The following is an 18842-nucleotide window of genomic DNA, read 5'->3' on the forward strand; positions in this document are numbered from 1 at the left end:
AAACGTGAGAGGCTACTCTCGAGACATGTCTCTCACGAATCCGTTCGGCGATCTGCAGGTCACCGACCCCCAGGCGATGCGGGCGCTCGCTCACCCCGTACGGCTGGCGATCCTGTCTTTTCTGCAGCGCAACGGGCCTGCCACGGCGACTGTGCTGTCGCCGCACGTGGGGGCGACGCCGTCGGTCACCAGCTGGCACCTGCGCCACCTGGCCGGATTCGGGCTGGTCACCGACGCCGACCCGGAGGAAGTGCCGGGCGACCGCCGGCAGCGCTGGTGGAAGGCCAAGGCGCGCGGCTTCTCGGTGACGGCGGGCGAGGACCCGGAGTCCCAGGTGGCCGCCCGGGCGCTCGGGGAACAGCTCGCCGCAGCCGCCCAACAGCAGGTCACCACCTGGATCACCGACGTCGGTCCGGGGCTGCCGGCCCGATGGCAGCGCGTCGTCGGAGTCTCCAACACCAACGTCCCGTTGACCCCGGATGAGCTGGAAGAACTCAGCCGCCGCATCGACGAGCTGATCGCACCGTACGTGCACCGCGCCGAAGCGGACGCACCCGACGGCGCCCGCATCGTACGGATCCTGCGGCACTACCTGCCGGGAGCGGACGATCTGCGGCCCACCCCGGGGGAGGAGTCGTGAGGCGCTTCGAGCGGCTGTGGGCCGGACAGACCATCTCCCAGTTCGGCGACCGGATCAGCGAGCTCGCCCTGCCGCTGATCGCCGTCCTGACGCTGTCCGCCACCCCCACCCAGGTCGGCCTGCTGACGGCGGCCGTCTGGACACCGAACCTGCTCTCGCTGCTCGTCGGCTCCTGGGTGGACCGCCGGACCCACCGCAAGCGCCTGCTGGTGGCGGCCGACCTCCTGCGCGCGGCGGTCCTGCTCAGCCTTCCCGTCGCGCACTGGCTCGGCGTCGTCACCCTCGCGCAGCTGTTCGCCGTCGCGCTGCTGGCCGGGGCCGGACAGGTGCTGTTCTCCGCCGCGTACCCCTCGTTCTTCGTGGCCCTGGTCGACCGCAGCCGCTACGTCGAGGCGAACAGCAAGCTCAGCATCAGCCGGTCGGCGTCCTTCGTGGCCGGTCCGGCCCTGGGCGGCCTGCTGATCCAGGTGCTGACCGCGCCGGTGGCGATGCTGGTCGACGCGGTGTCGTTCCTGTTCTCGGCGCTGCTGATCGGCCGGATCAAGGTGGAGCCGGTGCCGGTCGAGCCGCGCCACTCCCTGCTCGTGGATGCGCGCGACGGCCTGCGGTACGTGCTCGGGCACCCGTACCTGCGCGCGGGGCTGGGCTGTGTCACCACGGTCAACTTCTTCGGCTTCGTCGCGCAGGCGCTGGTCGTGCTGTTCGCCAGCCGTACGCTCGGCCTGCCGGTCGGCGTGATCGGCCTGGCGCTGGGACTCGGCGCCCTCGGCGGCCTGGCCGGGGCGGCACTCGCGCCCCGGCTCTCCCGGCGTTTCGGGGTCGGCCGGATGATGGTGCTCGGCGCGATCCTCTTCCCGGCGCCGACCGCGGTCATCGCTGTGGCCGGTGGCCCGGTCTGGCTCGCGGCCACGCTGCTGGCCGTCGCGGAGGCGATCGCCGGCTTCGGCGTGATGATGATGGACATCAACCTCAACTCCGTGCAGGCCGCGGTGATGGCCGACGGGATGCGCAGCCGGGTGGCCGGCGTGTTCGGCACGATCAACTACGGGGCCAGGCCGCTGGGCGCGGTGGTCGGTGGCCTGCTGGGCAGCGGCCTCGGCCTGCGGCCGACCCTGCTGATCGCCGCCGTGGGCGGGATGCTCGGGTCGCTGTGGCTGTTGCGGTCACCGCTGCCCGGGGTACGCACGATGGACTCGCTGGCGCCACCGGCCGAACTGGCGAACGTCCGGCCGGCGGCGTAGCGCGGTGCGTCACAGGTAGAGCGTGCGCCACCGCTGCTGCGTCTGGTTGTTGCAGTCCCGGAGCTGAACCTTCGTGCCGTTACCGTTGATCGTATTGAGATCGGCATCCAGGCAACGACCCCGGAACGGGGACCGCTCGCAGGCGTGACGGACCGAAAGGCAGCGGAAGCGGAGTTGGGCCGATCGGTCACCGACATTCGGCGATCCGTCGCTTTCAACTCAGGGCCCGGCGTCGCGCAGCGATGTGGGTGAGAGGAACGGCTGAAGAGGCCCGTCCCCGGCGGTCCCCGGCAACCGCCGGGCCACTCCGGCGAGAAGGTCGGCCACCTGGACCCGAGGATCATCGCGGGAGTCCACTGTGACCAGCCCGGCCAGCGGTGACACCCGGCCCGGCGGCAACCCGGCCTCGTCGGCCAGCAACTGCTGCAGCCGCCGCAACCGTCCGGCCGTGAGGGCACTCTGCTCGTCGTGGATCACCAGGACCTGCCGCTGCCCGCCGCTCCAGAACAGCACGGTCTCCGTCAGTGCGGGCAGCATCGGCTCCAGCGGCGGCGGGATCGACCGGTCGTCGTCGAAGAGCCGGGCCAGGACCGTCTGCACACGTGCCCGGTCGAGCCCTTCAAGTCCCTCCGGCCCCAACTCATCACGCGCCCGGAAGAACTGGGCGAACGCCTCCGGATCGGGGCGGTGCCGCCGTTTGAGCCGTACCAGCTCGACGAACGCAGCGAGAAAGACGCCCCACGCGTCCCCGGCCGACCGCCCGGCCCGGTACAGCCGCAGAGCGGCCGGCCGATTCTCCTGGGTGAGGCGGGTGCCGGCCGCGTAGGAGGGCTCGGCCAGGAAGAAGTCGACGATCCGGGTGACCAGGAAGAACTCCTTGTCCACCAGCTGAACGTGCGCCCGGCCCCGCAACTCGGTGAGGAACCACTCCAGTGCCTCGCCCGCCTGCGGGCTCCGCAGGAACTGGCCCGACTTGAACTCGTACGGCGAATATCGGAACCCCGACCGCAACGCCGCGATCAGCCCGACCGCCTCACCGACGCTCAGGTCGACGCTCGCATGCGTGATCACCGGGGTGGTCGGGTCGAGCAGATTGCTCCCGGAGAAGCCGGACTCGTCACAGGCGATCTCCACGACGGGGCCGGACACCGCGCCGACCGGCGGCAGGCCGCCCTGCAGCGGTAACCACACCCGGTCCCTCGCCATGGCGACCATGCTCGCCCGCCCACCCGGATCCGACCACCGAATTCACCCGACGCTCACTGCCGTGGGGCAGTCGGCTGCCGGTTCCCAGATCTCGTAACCGGCCAGGTGCCACCGTTTCCGCCAGGGACAGGGCGAGCGGGCCAGGGCGGTGTTACGGGAGTCGCCGGAGCGGAATACGTACGCCGCACGGGGGTCGGCCCGCACTTCGGCCCGGTAGGGCAGGTAGCGGTCGAACCCCGGACGGAGGCCACCGGCGGCATCGCCGAACAGGACGGCGCAGACGATCTGCTCCCGGCTGATGAAAGTCAGCCGGTTGCAGTCCAGGTAACCGCTGTAGATGTGGGATATACCGCCCGGCGCAGAGCATCGATCAGCTGCCGACCGGCCGCCTCACCGGGCCCGCGGGCCGTGTCCCGGTAAGCCTGCACAGTGCCGAGAGCCAGCGTGATCGCGACGAACCCGAGCACGACAGCTCTCAGCGGCCCACCGGCTCTCGGCGCCACCGAGCGCAGGCTCCCCAGGGAGGCTAGGACGGCTGGGGTGGCGATGAGGACACCGATGATGTAGCGGAAGTTGTTGGCCGGGGCGACGCCTGGTGTGGAGCCGGCCGCGAAGGCCGCGACAGTCAGACCAGCTGCGGTGAGCATCGCCAACCGGCTGTACACCTGCGCATCTGGCTCCTCCTGCGCGCGGCGCCGGTGACGCACTGCGCGAACGCCGGCAGCTACCGCCCCGGCCCACAGCACGATCAGGGCGACTCCCCACAGCGTGGCTACCGCGTCGTCCGTCGGTGGACGCCAGCTTCCGGTGAAACCGAAGGGCCAGGCCGGCCGGGAGTACGGGTGGGCGATCGCCGAGCCTCCGCTGACGTAGGCGAGGCTGGTCGTCACCGTATTGGTCACCTGGCTGACGAGCCCGGGCGACTCTCCGCCGTTCAGCCCGGTGCCACCCATCAGGTAGATGTTCACCACGCCGACCACCCCGCTGTCCCGCCAGGGATGGGTGAAGTCGTGCAGAAGCCACGGGACGGCGCCCGTGAGCAGGCCGCCGCCGAGCGCCCACAGCCCGCCCGGCAGTGCCGCCGATCGCCGCCGGAGGGTCATCCAGACCAGCACGGCCGAGGTGAGCACGAACGGGGCTGTCAGCACGGTGCTCCACAGCCCGAGCGTGGCGGCGGCGCCCCAGCCCGCCAGCCGCCACCGCTGCGCAGCCGCGTGGCTCGGATCGTCCGGCGTGGCCAACAGCCGGTGGCCGAAGAGAAGCAGCAGCGTGCCGGCGAGCAGTGTCTCGGGGATCGCGCCCTGGGCCACCACCTCGTGGCCGTACAGCTCCCGTGATCCCAGCGCCAGCAGCCCGACCGACACCAACGCCACTGCGGTGCCGTACAGGCGCCGGGCCAGCACGTACATCGCGATGAGGAAGAGCAGGAACAGCAGCAGCATCGGGATGCGCAGCCCGGCCAGCGACGGGCCGAACACCCGGAACACCGCGGCGGAGAGATAGGCCTCCGCTGTGCCCATGTACGACTGGCCGTACATGAAGCTCGGGAAATGGCGGCCCTCGGCGATGTGCATCGCCATCAGCCCCATCGTGCCCTCGTCGCTGTTGCTGGCCGGCCACTCCCGGACCAGCAGACCGATACGGACGGCGGCCGCGACGATCAGCAGCAGGATCAGAGACAGCGACGGCGACCAGCGCACCTTCAGCAAGACAGCGCCCGCTCGTAGGTTCCCGGCTCCCGACCGGCGGCCACCGGATCGGTGTAGAACCAGAACATCCGGGGATAGCCCTCGGGGTTCATCTCCTTCAGTGCTGCCCAGTGGTGGCTGCCCTTCAGGGCCTCCTGGGCCTTCGTCACGGCCGCATCGTCGCCGGTCTTTCTGGCCCGCTTCCACTCCTCGATCCAGCCGCAGCCGACCGCGCCGATCACCCGGGCGTTGAACTGGTACGCGTCGTTCGTGCCGAGGCCGTTCAACGACCGGACGTCGAAGCCGGGCGGCAGCGGCACGTCAGCGAGCGCCCTGGCCGCCGCCTCCTGCACCTCGTCCGGCGTGATGATCTCCGGCGGCATCGCGGCCAGCCAGGTCGGCACGTCGACCCGCCTCACGTGCAGCAGGAGCTCGTCGTACTGCGCCTTGTCCACCGCCCCCTGGACGCGCAACTCGGCGAACACACCGTCCCGCGGCTCCAGCATGGTCGCGAAGTCGGTGTCGGCGTACCGGATGGTGAAGCCCGGCCAACCGGCGACCGTCACCGGCTCGGGCGGGCTCTGCCCCGCCCGGTCGTCGCGGTACTCCGGGTAGTACTTCGCGTCGAACCAGGCCATGTTCAGGCTCACGCCGCCCTTGGCGAACCCCAGGGAGCCCTGCCGGTCGCGGACGCCGAAGCCGTCGACGTTGACGACCTTCCAGCCGTCCTGGGCGATCAGCAGGCGCGGGCTCTCCTCGGCGAACCTCTGCCACGCCACCGGGGTCCGCTCTGCCGGAGCCCGCGAGGGCTCGGGTTGCGGGCGGAAGGAGAGGAGCAGAGCGAGAACGCCGAGGAAAGCCGCGGCCGCGGCCAGCGGCACCAGCAGACGCTTCCTCGCCGGCGACGTCTTGACGACCGTCAGGCTCGGCACGGACATGATCTCCTCCAGGAGATGCTGCTCCGCCCCCTGGAGGCGGGCGGTGATCTCCGGACGGAAGGGGTCGGCAGCGCGGAGCTCCTGATCGAGCCGCTCGTCGGTCATCGGGCCTCCTTCGGGACGGGCGCGGTCAGGACGTCGAGCACATGTCCGGGCGGCCCGAGATCGTCACCGGCCAGCTCCCGGAACCGGGCCCGGGCCCGCGACAGCCGGGTACGCACAGCGGCCGCACTCACCCCGAGAACCACGGCCGCCTCCCGCGGCTCCAGCCCCTCCCATCCGGTGAGCATCAGCACCTCCCGGTCCAGCTCACCCAGCCGGGCCAGAGCGGCCCGTACGGCGAGCCGCTCGGGCACCTCGGCGCCCGGATCAGCGGCGAACACCGTGGTCAGGCGCTGCCGCAACTGCGCACCGAGCCGCTCCCGGCGGACACCGGCACGGTGGTGGTTGGCCAGCACGCGGCGCGCCACGCCGTACAGCCACAGCCGGGCCTCGTCGCCGCGCGGCAGCTCACGGTGCCGCCGCCAGGCGATCAGGAAGGTCTCGGCGACCACGTCAGCGGCGTCCTCCGGCTGCGCGACCCGCCGCACCGCGTACGCCAGCAGCAGCGGAAAGTTGTCCGCGTAGAGGCGCCGGAACCGGGCCGGGTCGTCGTCGATTTCGGAGCTCACGTGGGTCCCATGTCCGGCAGTACGAGCATCGTGACAGCCGAGATCAACTTTTGGGTGACAAAGGGACCCACTCAAGGCGGAAGGCCGGTCCCGACGGGACCGGCCTTCGACGTCTGCCTGCTGAGGCTGGCGGAGGATACGAGATTCGAACTCGTGAGGGTTTTATCCCAACACGCTTTCCAAGCGTGCGCCCTAGGCCACTAGGCGAATCCTCCGTCGGACAGAATACAGGCCCGCCGGGCCGGGTTGCGCGGGAGGGCCGCGCGACGCCTCCCACGGGCCAGGTACTCTGTTCGCAGCCCCTCGTGCGGCGTCATCTTGTGAACCTCCCCAGGGCCGGAAGGCAGCAAGGATAAGCGAGCTCTGGCGGGTGCACGGGGGGTCCTTTCGTTCCCCGGGGTTTGTTGTTGTCACACCCTCGACGGAGAATGGCGCGGTCGTCGGAGGAGGTGGCAGGAGTGGCTCTCGCCCTCTACCGCAAGTATCGGCCCCGGACCTTCGCCGAGGTCATCGGGCAGGAGCACGTCACCGAGCCGTTGTCGCAGGCCCTGCGCAGCGGACGGTTGCACCACGCCTATCTGTTCTCCGGGCCGCGCGGCTGCGGCAAGACCTCCAGCGCGCGCATCCTGGCCCGCTCGCTCAACTGCGAGCAGGGCCCGACCCCGGAACCCTGCGGAGTCTGCGCCTCGTGCAAGTCGCTGGCCAACGACGGCGGCGGCTCCATCGACGTCATCGAGATCGACGCGGCCAGCCACGGCGGTGTCGACGACGCCCGTGACCTGCGGGAGAAGGCGTTCTTCGCGCCGGCCAGCAGCCGCTACAAGATCTACGTCATCGACGAGGCGCACATGGTCTCGTCGGCCGGCTTCAACGCGCTGCTCAAGCTCGTCGAGGAGCCGCCCGACTACGTGAAGTTCATCTTCGCGACCACGGAGCCGGAGAAAGTCCTCGGCACGATCCGCTCCCGCACCCACCACTACCCGTTCCGGCTGATCCCGCCGGCGGTGCTCCGGCCGTACCTGCAGCAGCTCACCGAGGCCGAGGGCGTGCACGTCGACCCGGCGGTGCTCCCGCTGGTCGTGCGGGCCGGCGGCGGCAGCGCCCGGGACACCCTGTCGGTGCTCGACCAGCTCATCTCCGGCGCGGGCCCGGAAGGCGTCAGCTACCCGCGCGCGGTCTCGCTGCTGGGCGTGACGGACGTGGCGCTCATCGACGAGATGTGCGATGCGCTTGCGGCTGGTGACGGCGCGGCGGCGTACCAGACCATCGACCGCGTGGCCGAGGCCGGCCACGACCCCCGGCGCTTCGCCTCGGATCTGCTCGAACGCTTCCGCGACCTGATCGTGCTGCAGCAGGTGCCGGACGCAGTCACCAAGGGCCTGATCGACGGCCCGGCCGACCAACTGGAGCAGATGGGCGCGCAGGCGACCCGGCTCGGCCCGGCGACACTGTCCCGCTGCGCCGACATCGTGCACAACGGCCTGGTGGAAATGCGCGGCACGACCGCGCCGCGGCTGCTCCTCGAGCTGATCACGGCCCGCATGCTGCTGCCGGGCGCCGACGACGCGAACAACGCGCTGCTCCAGCGCCTGGAGCGGATGGAGCGGCGCCTCACGCTGACCACCGATGAGGTACGCCCGGAGCCCGGCACCGCCCAGCCTTCCCCGTCCGCCCAGCCGTCCGTGGCGCCGGTGGCCGGGGGCGGGGGGATTTCTGCTGCTCGGGCCGCTGCTGCTGCGGCGGGTCGACGGGCGCCTGCGGGAGCTCAGTCCGGTTCCGCTCAGAGTGTGGCCTCCGGGGGCGGGTCGTCTGCTGCTGGGGCTGCCGCGCCGGTGTCGTCTGCGGGGCTCAGCTCTGCTGCTCCCGTCTCGGCGGTGCCCGGCGTGGCCGCGCCGGTTTCCGCTGCTGGCCCTGCTGCGGCGGGTCCGGCTGCCGCTGGGGTGGCCCCCGGTGGGTCGACCTCTGTTGGGCCGGTTTCCGCTGAGCCGGCCTCTGGCGGGCCGGCTTCCGCTCGGGCGGCCGCTGCTGGGCCGGTTCCCGGCGGGCACTCCGCCGCTGGAACGGCCTCCCCGGTCGCCGGTGAGCCTGATCTCGATCCGTCGTGGGAGACGGAGCCCGAACCGGATCCGGGGCCGCCCTGGGATACCGAACCGGATCCCGGGCCGCCATCAGCCACGGAGCCGGGGTCGGCTTCGTCGGCGCTGAGTTCGGGGCTTCCTTCTCCGGCCGCGCCGGTTTCCGCCGCCCCCACTTCCGGGACGCCGGTGTCCGCAAACCCGGTATCGAGCGGGCCTGTGCCGCCGGGTGCCGGTCTCGCCGCACCCATCTCGGGTGGTCCTGCCCCCGCGACCCCCGTTTCGGGTGGTCCGGCTTCCAGGCCCGTCTCGGGTGGTCCGGCCGTCGGCCCTGTCTCGGGTGGTCCGGCCGGTCGCCGGCCGGAGCCCGCCGGTCTGATGCCCGACGCGCCCGAAGAGCCCGGCTTCGCTCCCCAGGCCGAGGCCCCCGGGCAGCTGTCGGCAGCGGCGATCCGGGAGGTCTGGCCCGAGATCATGACGGCGGTCAGCCGCAAGAGCAAGAAGATCGCCGCCCTCGCCCAGGGCGCGACCGTGCGGGACCTCGAGGGCCAGACCGTCGTCCTGACCTTCCGCTTCCCCGCGCACGCCAAGATGGTCGCCGCGGAACCGACGCTGATCTCCGACGCGCTCTACGAGGCGCTCGGTGGCCGCTGGCAGATCCGCTGCGACGTCGCCGGTGAGAGCGGGCCGTCGCCGGGTTCGGGTGGTTCCGCCCCGTTGGGCCCGCGTGGTGGTCCGAGCGGTCCCGCCCAGCGTTCCCCGCAGGCTCAGGACGGCCCGCCTCGCCAGGAGACGGTTCGCGCCGCCCCGACCACGGGTGCAGCTCCCGCGCGGCAGCGGGACCCCGCGCCTCGCGCCTCGGCGACCGCCACGAGTGACCCCGGCGACGCGTGGCCTGAGCCGGCACGCCCGGGTGGACTCGCTACCGCGGTGGCCACGCAGGTCGCGGCACCCGTCGTGGAAGACGAGGAGTGGCCTGAGACGGCGCAGCCTGGTGGCGTCGCGGTCGGCAGCCGGGCCGGTGGGCCGGGCTTCGCGGATCCGAGTGTCGGTCAGACCAGCCCGCTCGTCGACGACTTCGACGGCCCCGGCGGGGGCCAAGGCTTCGGCGGTTCGGGTGACACTGTCCCGGGCAGCGATGCCTCAAGCAGCGGCGCCGCAGGCAGCGGGGTGGCAGGCAACGGCGTCGTGGGCGGCGGCGTCGCAGGCAGCGGCTTGGGCAGCGGTGTGACAGGCGGCGGCGTCGCAGGTGCCGGCTCAACCGGCGGCATCAAAGGGGCCGGCTCGGCTGGCCCCGCCCCGAACGCCGCAGACACCCGCCCCGGAGCATCCGAGCAGCCCAGCGCCGCAGCGGAAAGATCCCGCAACAGCGCCCCCGTAGCCGCCGCCGGCCCCGCGGGCAGCGGACGACCCCCGTCCAGCGGTCTGGCCGCAGCCCGAGCCGCCGCAGCCGGAGCCGGTCGCGGCACCAACGCCGCCGCACCGGCCAAGCCCGCCGCCTGGTCCGACGGCTCACCGACCGAGGAAGCGCCCTACGACCCCGAGTACGACGGCCCACCCCGTCCCGACACCGACCCCGGCAGCGGTCGGGCGAAGGCCGAGGCGAAAGGCAGCGGCCAGGCGTTCGAGGGCTTCGACCCCGGCGACGAGCCGCTCGATGACGTGATCGACGAGAAGACCGCCCGGCAGAGCAGTGAGCAGCAGGCCGTTCAGCTGCTCCGGGACGCCCTCGGGGCGGAGAAGATCAGCGAGTCCTGACCCGGTTCCGGGCCCCCTGTGCGGGGCGCGGGACAATGGTCGGGACTACCCCCGTTCTTAAGGAGCTATGCGATGCGCCCCGGTGGACAGCCGAACATGCAGCAGATCATGAAGCAGGCGCAGAAGATGCAGCAGCAGGTCGCGCAGGCGCAAGCCGAGCTGGCCGAGGCCGAGGTCACCGGTACGGCCGGCGGTGGCCTGGTCACCGTGGTCGTCACCGGGCTCGGCGAGTTCAAGTCCATCAAGATCGATCCGAAGGCGGTCGACCCGGAGGACGTCGAGACGCTGGAGGATCTGGTGCTCGCCGCCATCCACAACGGGTCCGAGGCGGTGCGGGAGCTGACCGAGCAGAAGATGGGTCCGGCCACCGGCGGCCTGGGCGGCCTGTCCCTCCCGGGATTCTGAGCCTGTGTACGAGGGCGCCATCCAGGACCTGATCGACGAGCTGGGCCGCCTGCCGGGTGTGGGCCCCAAGAGCGCCCAGCGGATCGCCTTCCACGTCCTCTCCGCCGATCCCGCCGACGTGAACCGGCTGGCCAGCTCCCTGCGCAAGGTCAAGGAGCTGGTCCGCTTCTGCACGACCTGTTTCAACGTCGCCGAGTCGGAGCAGTGCCGGGTCTGCCGTGACACCCGTCGCAGCAGCGAGGTCATCTGCGTCGTGGAGGAGCCCAAGGACGTCGTCGCGATCGAGCGGACCGGTGAGTTCCGCGGCCGGTATCACGTCCTGGGTGGCGCCATCAATCCGCTCGAGGGCATCGGGCCGGACAACCTGCGGATCCGCGAGCTGCTGATCCGGCTCGGCACCGGTGAGGTCAAGGAGCTGATCCTGGCCACCGATCCGAACACCGAGGGCGAGGCCACGGCCACCTACCTCGCCATCATGGTGAAGCCGATGGGCATCGCCGTCACCCGGCTGGCCAGTGGCCTGCCGGTCGGCGGCGACCTGGAGTACGCCGACGAGATCACCCTGGGTCGTGCCTTCGAGGGACGTCGCGCTGTCTGAACGCGCATCGTGCGCCCGTTCCGCAGACTGGGAAAGACACGATCCGATACCAACCGACGATGTGTTCGCTATGAGCGGTTAGGGTCGCGCCATCGGTGACCAATGGTCACCGCGTTTGTCCGTACCCACAGGACGAGGTGAACACGATGCGTGCATCGAGGATGCAGGCGAAGAGGCTCCGGACGGTCATCACCGCCGGTGTCATTGCGGCTCTGACGATCGGCGCTGCCGGCTGCGCGGACAGTGACCGCGACAGCGGAGGCGACGAAGGCAAGGCCGCTACCGGCGGTACCTTCATCTTCGCGGGCGCCGGCGACCCGAAGAACTTCGACCCGATCTTCAACGATGATGGTGAGTCGTTCCGGCCGATCCGGCAGATGTACGACACCCTGATCGAACATAAGCCCGGCACCGCTGAGCTGCAGGGCGGTCTGGCCGAGAGCTGGTCCAACGACCCGACCGGCAAGATCTGGACGTTCAAGCTGCGCCAGGGCGTCAAGTTCCACGACGGCAGCGCGCTCGACGCCGCTGCGGTCTGCGCGAACTTCGACCGCTGGTACAACATGAAGGGCGACGCCGCCCAGTCCCAGATGATCTACTACGCCGACGTGTTCGGCGGCTTCGCCGGCAGCCCCGACGCCGTCTACGACAACTGCAAGGCGCAGGATCCCGCCACTGCGGTCGTGACGATGAAGAAGTACAAGGGCGCCTTCCCGGGCGCGTTCGCGCTCACCGCGTTCTCCATCGCGAGCCCGACCGCCATGAAGCAGTACGACGCCGACAAGGTCACCCAGAACGGCGACTCGTTCGCGTACAGCGCGTTCGCGACCGAGCACCCGACCGGCACCGGCGCGTTCACGTACGGTGGCTGGAACAAGGCGACCGGCGAGATCACGCTGAACAAGAACCCCGACTACTTCGGCGAGAAGGCCAAGGTCGACAAGCTGATCATCAAGGTCATCAAGGACGAGAACACCCGGAAGCAGGAGCTGCGCGCCGGTACGGTGCAGGCGATCGACTTCCCGGCCCCGGCCGACCGCAAGGCGCTGGCGGGCGAGGGCTACAAGGTGCTCGACCGGCCCGCCTTCAACATCCTCTACCTGGGCCTCAACCAGAAGAACCCGAAGCTGAAGGACCTGCGGGTCCGCCAGGCGATCGCGTACGCGATCAACCGCGCGCAGCTGGTGCAGACCAAGGGCCCGGGTGGCGCCACGGTGGCCGACCAGTTCATGCCGAACACGGTGCTCGGTTACGCCCCGGACGTGCAGAAGTACGACTACAACCTCGAGAAGGCGAAGCAGCTGCTGTCCGAGGCCGGCGCGACCGGCCTGACGCTGAACTTCTACTACCCGACCGAGGTCTCCCGGCCGTACATGCCGAACCCGCAGGAGATCTTCACCGTCCTGGCCAACGACCTGCAGGCCGCCGGCATCAAGGTCAATGGCGTCCCGCGGCCGTGGAACGGCGGCTTCAAGGACGACGTGCAGCAGTTCGGCAAGCAGGACCTGCACATCCTCGGCTGGACCGGCGACTACAACGACCCGGGCAACTTCGTCGGTACGTTCTTCGGCCGCGAGAAGGCCGAGTTCGGCGACCAGGCGATGACCGAGATGTTCACCGCCATCGGCAAGGCCGACGCGACCGTCGACCAGGCGGCCAAGAAGACCGCGTGGGAGCAGGTCAACCGCGACCTCGCCGCCAAGTGGCTGCCGGCCGTCCCGCTCTGGCACGCCCCGCCGGCGCTGGTCACGACGAAGAACGTCGAGGGTCTGGTGCCGAGTCCTCTCACCAACGAGGAATTCAACACCGTCACGCTGACCAAGTAGTCCGTAGCACCAGGCACCGCCGCGGCCCGGCCCGGGATGATCTCCCGGGCCGGGCCGTCCGGCGCGATTCTGACAGGATGCGTCATTCCTTATGGTGAGAGTCATCTTGCGCCGCCTGATCCAGCTGGTCGTCACGCTCATCGCCCTGACCACGCTGGTTTTCTTCTGGCTGCGCAGCCTTCCGGGCGGGCCTGTCGACGCGTTGCTGGGCGAACGCGCGACCCCGCAGACCCGTGAGTTGCTGACCCGGGCCCTCGGCTATGACCAGCCGATCTGGACGCAGTACGGCCGCTTCGTCAAAAACGTGGTGACCGGCAACTTCGGGAACTCCATCCGCACCGGCGAGCCGGTGATGGACGTGATCAGCCGGTCCTTCCCGGCGACGATCGAGCTGGCCGTCGCGGCGATCATCATCGCGATCGGGCTGGGCATCCCGCTCGGATACATCGCGGCGCGCTACCGCGGGCGGATGCTGGACAACGCCACCATCATCGTCACGCTGATCGGCATCTCGATCCCGATCTTCTTCCTGGGCTACCTGCTCAAGGACCTGCTGACGCAGAACATCCACATCTTCCCGCCGTCCGGCCGGATCACCACCGGCATGGACAACACGGACGTGACCGGCTTCTTCGTGCTGGACGGGCTGCTGACCCGGGAGTTCGACGCCACCGCCGACGCGCTCTGGCACCTGGTGCTGCCGGCCATCACCCTGGCCACGATCCCGCTGGCGATCATCATCCGGATCACCCGGGCGAGCGTGCTGGACGTCCTCGACGAGGACTACATCCGTACCGCCGACGCCAAGGGCCTGCGCAACACCACCATCCGCAAGCGGCACGTGCTGCGCAACGCCCTGCTGCCGGTGGTCACCACCATCGGCCTGCAGACCGGTGCGCTGCTGGCCGGCGCGGTGCTGACCGAGAAGGTCTACAACTGGGGCGGGCTGGGCACGCTGATCACCGACTCGATCAGTGGCGGCCGTGACTACCCGGTGCTCCAGGCGTTGATCCTGCTCGCCGCAGTCGTCTTCATCGTGGTCAACCTGCTGGTCGACCTCTCGTACGCCGTCATCGACCCGAGGGTGCGTGTGCAGTGAGCGGAATCGGAGGGATCTCGACGCTCGCCGACCACAAGCGCCGCCGGATCGAGGAGCTGACCGCCCGGACGTCCGAGGCCGGCGGGGTCAGCCTGATCCGCGACGCCGGCCGCCGGCTGCTGCGCAACCCCACCGCCATGGTGGGCGCGATCATCATCCTGCTGTTCCTGATCATCGCGATCTTCGCGCCGCTGGTGGCCCCGCACGACCCCGTGCAGCGATTCCCGGAGCTGACCAAGGACCTGACCGTCGACTCCATCCCGGGCGCCACTGCCGGGCATCCGCTGGGCAGTGACCCGCTGGGCCGCGACTTCGCGTCCCGGATGATCTACGGCGCCCGGCAGACGCTGTTCGTCGGCGTCCTGGCCACGTTCATCGGCCTGTTGTTCGGCGTGGTGCTCGGCGCGATCGCCGGCGCCGTCGGCGGTTGGCTCGACGTGCTGATCATGCGGCTCACCGACGTCATGCTGGCCCTGCCCAGCCTGCTGCTGGCGATCACGCTGGTCGCCCTGGCCAGCCGGTCCACGCAATGGACGGTGATCATCGCCGTGGCGGTGGTCAACGTGCCCATCTTCGCCCGGCTGCTGCGCGGGTCGATGCTGGCGCAACGGGAGAGCGACCATGTGCTCGCCGCCCGCGCGCTGGGCGTGCGCCGCCGCGACATCGTGCTGCGGCACATGCTGCCCAACTCGCTCACCGCCGTCATCGTGCAGGCCACCCTGACCTTCGCGGTGGCGATCCTGGACGCGGCCGCGCTGTCGTTCCTGGGCCTCGGCGACCCGGACATCAACCGGGCCGAGTGGGGCCTGATGCTCGGCGTGGACGGCGTACGGTATTTCGAGGTCCGCCCGGAGCTGGCCTATCTCCCCGCCCTGGCGATCATTTTTGTGGCCCTCGGCTTCACCTTGCTCGGCGAGAGCATGCGCGAGGCGCTCGACCCGAAGAACCGGCGGTGACCAGTCATGCCTCTACTCGACGTTCGTGATCTGTCGGTCGTCTTCCAGCGCAAGGGCGCCAAGCCCTTCACCGCGGTGGACGGCGTCAACTTCACCGTGGAACCCGGCCAGACGGTCGGGCTGGTCGGCGAGTCCGGCTGCGGCAAGTCGGTGACCAGCCTGGCGATCATGGGTCTGCTGCCGCGCCGCGGCAACAAGGTCTCCGGTGAGGTCCGTTTCGAGGACACCGACCTGCTCAAGCTGCGCCCGCAGGAGCTGCGGGACCGGCGCGGCCGGGACATCGGCATGATCTTCCAGGACCCGCTGTCCTCGCTGAACCCGGTGCTGCCGCTCGGCCTGCAGGTGGCCGAGGTGCTGGAACGCCACCAGGGCCGGACCCGGCAGGCGGCGCTGCGGGAGGCCCGGAACCTGCTCGACGCGGTCGGCATCCCGGACCCGACGCGGCGGCTCAAGGAGTTCCCGCACCAGCTCTCCGGCGGCATGCGGCAGCGGGCGCTGATCGCCATCGCCCTGGCCTGCAAGCCGCGCCTGCTGATCGCCGACGAGCCGACGACGGCGCTGGACGTGACCATCCAGGCGCAGATCCTCACCCTGCTCAAGCAGCTGGTCGAGGAGTCCGGCACGGCGCTGGTGATGATCACCCACGATCTCGGGGTGGTGGCCGGTCTCTGCGACACGGTCAACGTCCTGTACGCCGGCAAGGTGGTCGAGCGGGCCGAGCGCCACGACCTGTTCGCCGAGCCGCGGCACCCGTACACCCATGGGCTGCTGCAGTCCGTGCCGCGGCTGGACGTCGACCGCGGTGGGCGGCTGCACCAGATCCGCGGCTCGGTCAGCGACAACATCCCCTGGCCGGAGGGCTGCGCCTTCGCGCCGCGCTGTGACCGGGTGAACGACGCCTGCATCGGCGAGACGGTGCCTCTCGAGCCCACCTTCCGCGGCGGCGCGCTGCGGTGCACGAACCCCGTACCGCAGGAGGTGCCGGCGTGAGCGAAGCACTTGTCGAGATCGACGACCTCAAGGTCCATTTCCCGATCAAGAGCGGACTGCTCTTCGACCGTACGGTCGGCTACGTCTACGCCGTCGACGGCGTCTCGCTGAAGGTCAAGCGCGGTGAGACCTACGGCCTGGTCGGCGAGTCCGGCTGTGGCAAGTCGACGCTGGGCCGCGGCCTGCTCCGGCTGGTCGAGCCGACCAGCGGCGGGATCACCTTCGACGGTACGGACGTGCGCTCGCTCAAGGGCGAGGAGATGCGGCTCTTCCGGCGCCGCATCCAGATGGTGTTCCAGGACCCGCTGTCCAGTCTGGACCCCCGGCAGTCGGTGGAGTCCCTGCTGGTCGAAGGGCTCAAGGCGCACGGCCTGCACAAGGACAAGGCCGACGTGCAGAAGCGGTTGAAGTCCACCTTGGACTCGGTCGGCCTGCCGGCTTCGGCGCTGAACAAGTACCCGCACGAGTTCTCCGGCGGGCAGCGGCAGCGGATCGGCATCGCCCGGGCCCTGGTGCTGGGCCCCGAGCTGATCGTGGCCGACGAGCCGGTGTCCGCGCTGGACGTGTCGATCCAGGCCCAGGTGGTCAACCTGCTCGGTGACCTCCAGGAGTCGCTGGGACTGACCTACCTGGTGATCGCGCACGACCTGGCCGTGGTCCGGCACATCTCCGACACCATCGGCGTGATGTACCTGGGCTCCCTGGTCGAGGAGGCGGACGGCGACCAGCTGTACGAGCGGCCGCTGCACCCGTACACCCGGGCTCTGATGTCGGCCGTGCCGGTCCCGGACCCGCAGGTGGAGGACCGGCGGGAGCGGATCCTGCTGGCCGGCGACCTGCCGTCGCCGGCCAATCCGCCGACCGGCTGCCGGTTCCACACCCGCTGCCCGTGGGCGCAGCCCACCCGCTGCGCCGACGAGCGGCCGCAGCTGCGGGTGTTCGACGACTCCGGGCAGCGGGTGGCCTGCCACTACGCCGAGGAGATCCTCAGCGGCGAGCTCAAGATGCATGAGGTACGCGCGGAGATCGTCCGCCCGGACTCGGACACCGCACCCGATGTGGGCGCCGAGCTGATCCAGACCCGGACGGACCTGCCGGCGCCCTAGCTCCAGTCGATCTGCGGCGAGGGATAGAAGTCGACGCCGCGTGCGGTCCACCGTGGGCCGTACGCGGCGAGCCGCGCGCGGAACGACTCCCAGTCGTGGGTGCTCGCCGGTGACCAGCCGAGCTCGGCGATCGCCGGCAGCCGGGGGAACGCCATGAACTCGATGTCGTCCAGGCTCCGCAGCGTCTCCGACCAGAGCGGTGCCTCCACGCCGAGCACCGCGGACGCGGGCAGGCCGGTGAGGTGGGTCGCCGGGTCCCAGTCGTACGCGGTGCGGACCTCGATGTAGCCCGCCCAGGACAGTCCGAGCGGGGTGTTCCGGTCGTACTTCTGGTCGAGGTACGCCTTGTTCGCCGGGGACATGACCACCTTGGTGCCCCGGGCGGCGGCGGCCACCACGGTCGGGTTGGTGGTCGCGGTGTCCCAGAACTGCGCCACGGCGTTGGCGGAGGCCGGTGACTGGGTGATCTCGTTCCAGCCGTACGCGGTCTTGCCGTACTTGGCGACCAGCGGCAGCACCCGCTGCTGGAACGTCAGGTAGTCGGCGTCCGTGGTGGCGTGGGCCTCGTCGCCGCCGATGTGCAGGTACGGCCCCGGGGTCAGCGCGGCCAGCTCGCGGATGACGTCCTCCACGAAGCGGTACGTCGTCTCGGAGCCGATGCACAGCGAGCTGTAGCCGACCGCGGTGTCCGTACGCGGCGGCGGCGCCACCCCGTCACAGGTCAGCTCGGGGTAGGCGACCTGGGCGGCGTTGACGTGACCGGGCATGTCGATCTCGGGCACGATCGTGATGTGCCGGGCGGCCGCGTACCGGACCAGGTCCCGGTAGTCGGCCTTGGTCAGGTAGCCGGGCCCGGTGCCGTCGACGCCGGTGCCGGGTCCGCCGCCGACCGTGGTCAGCCGCGGCCAGCTGTCGATCTGGATCCGCCAGCCCTGGTCGTCCGAGAGATGCAGGTGCAGGTGATTGATCTTGAACCGGCTGATCTCGTCGATGTACGCCCTGATCTCGTCCGGGGTGTGGAAGTGCCGCGCCACGTCCAGCATCGACCCGCGGTACGCGAACCGCGGATGGTCCACGATGCTGCCACCGGCCACGCTCCACGACCGGCGTACCGGGGTCCGGGACTCGATCTCCTGCGGCAGCAGCTGGCGCAGGGTCTGCGTGCCGGCGAAGAGCCCGGCCGGCTTGTTGGCCCGGATGGTGATGCTGCGGCGGTCCACGCTGAGCCGGTAGCCCTCGTCCCCGAGCTGCGCTTCCCCGGCGCCCAGCAGCAGCGAAATCGTGGGCAGCACGCGCGGGGCGGCGGGCAGGACCGGCAACGGGTAGCCCGTGGCGGGACGCAGCGCGCGGGCGAGCTGATCGCCGACGGCGCGGGCGGCGGCCGAACCGGGCTGGGTGCGGATCACGGTGAGCGGCCCGAGCCGGAAGTCCGCACCGGCGACGGGCCGCACCTCGACGGGCGCGGGGATGACACTGCCGAGTGCCGGGACCGCGCCGGCCGCCGGAGCGGCCGAGGCGGCGGTGGGCAGTGCAGCGATGGGTACGGCGGCGGGCAGCCCGAGAGCTACGACGATGAGCATGCGGGTCACGACAGGTCTGGCCACGAGCCCGACGCTACATTCGGGCTCGTCTATCTGTAAAGGTT

Annotated in this window: 15 protein-coding genes, 1 tRNA gene and 1 other RNA gene; 11 read left to right on the forward strand and 6 right to left on the reverse strand. The window is 70.7% G+C overall.

Features of this window, described 5'->3' with window-relative positions; all coding sequences use genetic code 11:
• The first annotated feature begins 25 nt into the window (after nucleotides 1–25).
• Together Aau02nite_RS08630 and Aau02nite_RS08635 are read left to right on the forward strand one after the other, a co-directional pair.
• Nucleotides 26–640 carry an ArsR/SmtB family transcription factor gene (locus Aau02nite_RS08630; RefSeq protein WP_212987793.1) on the forward strand — a complete coding sequence of 205 codons (615 nt, stop codon included), beginning with the start codon at nucleotides 26–28 and terminating at the stop codon, nucleotides 638–640.
• Entirely contained in the window at nucleotides 637–1881 is a 1245-nt protein-coding gene (locus Aau02nite_RS08635; protein ID WP_212987794.1) for an MFS transporter, read from the forward strand. The genes Aau02nite_RS08630 and Aau02nite_RS08635 overlap by 4 nt, the downstream gene beginning before the upstream one ends.
• 219 nt (nucleotides 1882–2100) lie before the next feature.
• Here Aau02nite_RS08635 and Aau02nite_RS08640 read toward each other — a convergent pair whose 3' ends face one another.
• From Aau02nite_RS08640 to Aau02nite_RS08660, 5 genes are all read right to left on the reverse strand, one after another.
• A complete protein-coding gene (locus Aau02nite_RS08640; protein WP_212987795.1) occupies nucleotides 2101–3087 on the reverse strand; it encodes a hypothetical protein in 987 nt (328 codons plus the stop codon).
• 305 nt (nucleotides 3088–3392) lie between these two features.
• Nucleotides 3393–4796, reverse strand: a complete 1404-nt coding sequence (locus Aau02nite_RS08645) for a glycosyltransferase family 39 protein (RefSeq protein ID WP_212987796.1) — start codon at nucleotides 4794–4796, stop codon at nucleotides 3393–3395.
• Nucleotides 4790–5818 carry a hypothetical protein gene (locus Aau02nite_RS08650; RefSeq protein ID WP_212987797.1) on the reverse strand — a complete coding sequence of 343 codons (1029 nt, stop codon included), beginning with the start codon at nucleotides 5816–5818 and terminating at the stop codon, nucleotides 4790–4792. Before Aau02nite_RS08650 ends, Aau02nite_RS08645 begins: the two co-directional genes overlap by 7 nt.
• A complete protein-coding gene (locus Aau02nite_RS08655; RefSeq protein WP_212987798.1) occupies nucleotides 5815–6384 on the reverse strand; it encodes an RNA polymerase sigma factor in 570 nt (189 codons plus the stop codon). Before Aau02nite_RS08655 ends, Aau02nite_RS08650 begins: the two co-directional genes overlap by 4 nt.
• Before the next feature lie 127 nt (nucleotides 6385–6511).
• Nucleotides 6512–6599: transfer RNA gene (locus tag Aau02nite_RS08660), tRNA-Ser, on the reverse strand.
• A gap of 79 nt (nucleotides 6600–6678) precedes the next feature.
• Here Aau02nite_RS08660 and ffs point away from each other — a divergent pair.
• The 9 genes from ffs to Aau02nite_RS08705 all read left to right on the forward strand — a co-directional run bounded on the left by ffs (nucleotide 6679) and on the right by Aau02nite_RS08705 (nucleotide 17197).
• Nucleotides 6679–6774, forward strand: an RNA gene (ffs, locus tag Aau02nite_RS08665) — signal recognition particle sRNA small type.
• Nucleotides 6775–6842: 68 nt separating this feature from the next.
• Nucleotides 6843–10217 (forward strand): DNA polymerase III subunit gamma and tau, encoded by a 3375-nt coding sequence (locus tag Aau02nite_RS08670; RefSeq protein ID WP_212987799.1) that lies wholly within the window; start codon nucleotides 6843–6845, stop codon nucleotides 10215–10217.
• 96 nt (nucleotides 10218–10313) lie between these two features.
• Nucleotides 10314–10622, forward strand: coding sequence for a YbaB/EbfC family nucleoid-associated protein (locus Aau02nite_RS08675; RefSeq protein ID WP_239130031.1), 309 nt, complete (start codon nucleotides 10314–10316; stop codon nucleotides 10620–10622).
• A 4-nt stretch (nucleotides 10623–10626) separates the two neighbouring features.
• Complete coding sequence (gene recR / locus Aau02nite_RS08680; protein WP_212987800.1) at nucleotides 10627–11220, forward strand: recombination mediator RecR; 594 nt, start codon at nucleotides 10627–10629, stop codon at nucleotides 11218–11220.
• A 146-nt stretch (nucleotides 11221–11366) separates the two neighbouring features.
• Entirely contained in the window at nucleotides 11367–13046 is a 1680-nt protein-coding gene (locus tag Aau02nite_RS08685) for an ABC transporter substrate-binding protein (RefSeq protein WP_307857859.1), read from the forward strand.
• Nucleotides 13047–13137: 91 nt separating this feature from the next.
• Nucleotides 13138–14145: an ABC transporter permease gene (locus tag Aau02nite_RS08690; RefSeq protein ID WP_212987801.1), complete on the forward strand. Its 1008-nt coding sequence runs from the start codon at nucleotides 13138–13140 to the stop codon at nucleotides 14143–14145.
• Nucleotides 14142–15101, forward strand: coding sequence for an ABC transporter permease (locus Aau02nite_RS08695; RefSeq protein WP_246595000.1), 960 nt, complete (start codon nucleotides 14142–14144; stop codon nucleotides 15099–15101). Before Aau02nite_RS08690 ends, Aau02nite_RS08695 begins: the two co-directional genes overlap by 4 nt.
• Before the next feature lie 6 nt (nucleotides 15102–15107).
• Nucleotides 15108–16091 carry an ABC transporter ATP-binding protein gene (locus Aau02nite_RS08700; RefSeq protein WP_212987802.1) on the forward strand — a complete coding sequence of 328 codons (984 nt, stop codon included), beginning with the start codon at nucleotides 15108–15110 and terminating at the stop codon, nucleotides 16089–16091.
• A complete protein-coding gene (locus Aau02nite_RS08705; RefSeq protein WP_212987803.1) occupies nucleotides 16088–17197 on the forward strand; it encodes an ABC transporter ATP-binding protein in 1110 nt (369 codons plus the stop codon). Before Aau02nite_RS08700 ends, Aau02nite_RS08705 begins: the two co-directional genes overlap by 4 nt.
• Here the strand turns inward: Aau02nite_RS08705 and Aau02nite_RS08710 are convergent.
• Nucleotides 17194–18801, reverse strand: coding sequence for a beta-N-acetylhexosaminidase (locus tag Aau02nite_RS08710; RefSeq protein WP_246595001.1), 1608 nt, complete (start codon nucleotides 18799–18801; stop codon nucleotides 17194–17196). The two genes, Aau02nite_RS08705 and Aau02nite_RS08710, sit on opposite strands and share 4 nt — an antisense overlap.
• Nucleotides 18802–18842: the final 41 nt, after the last annotated feature.

It is taken from the genome of Actinoplanes auranticolor (assembly GCF_018332655.1).
Classification (GTDB): Bacteria; Actinomycetota; Actinomycetes; order Mycobacteriales; family Micromonosporaceae; genus Actinoplanes; species Actinoplanes auranticolor.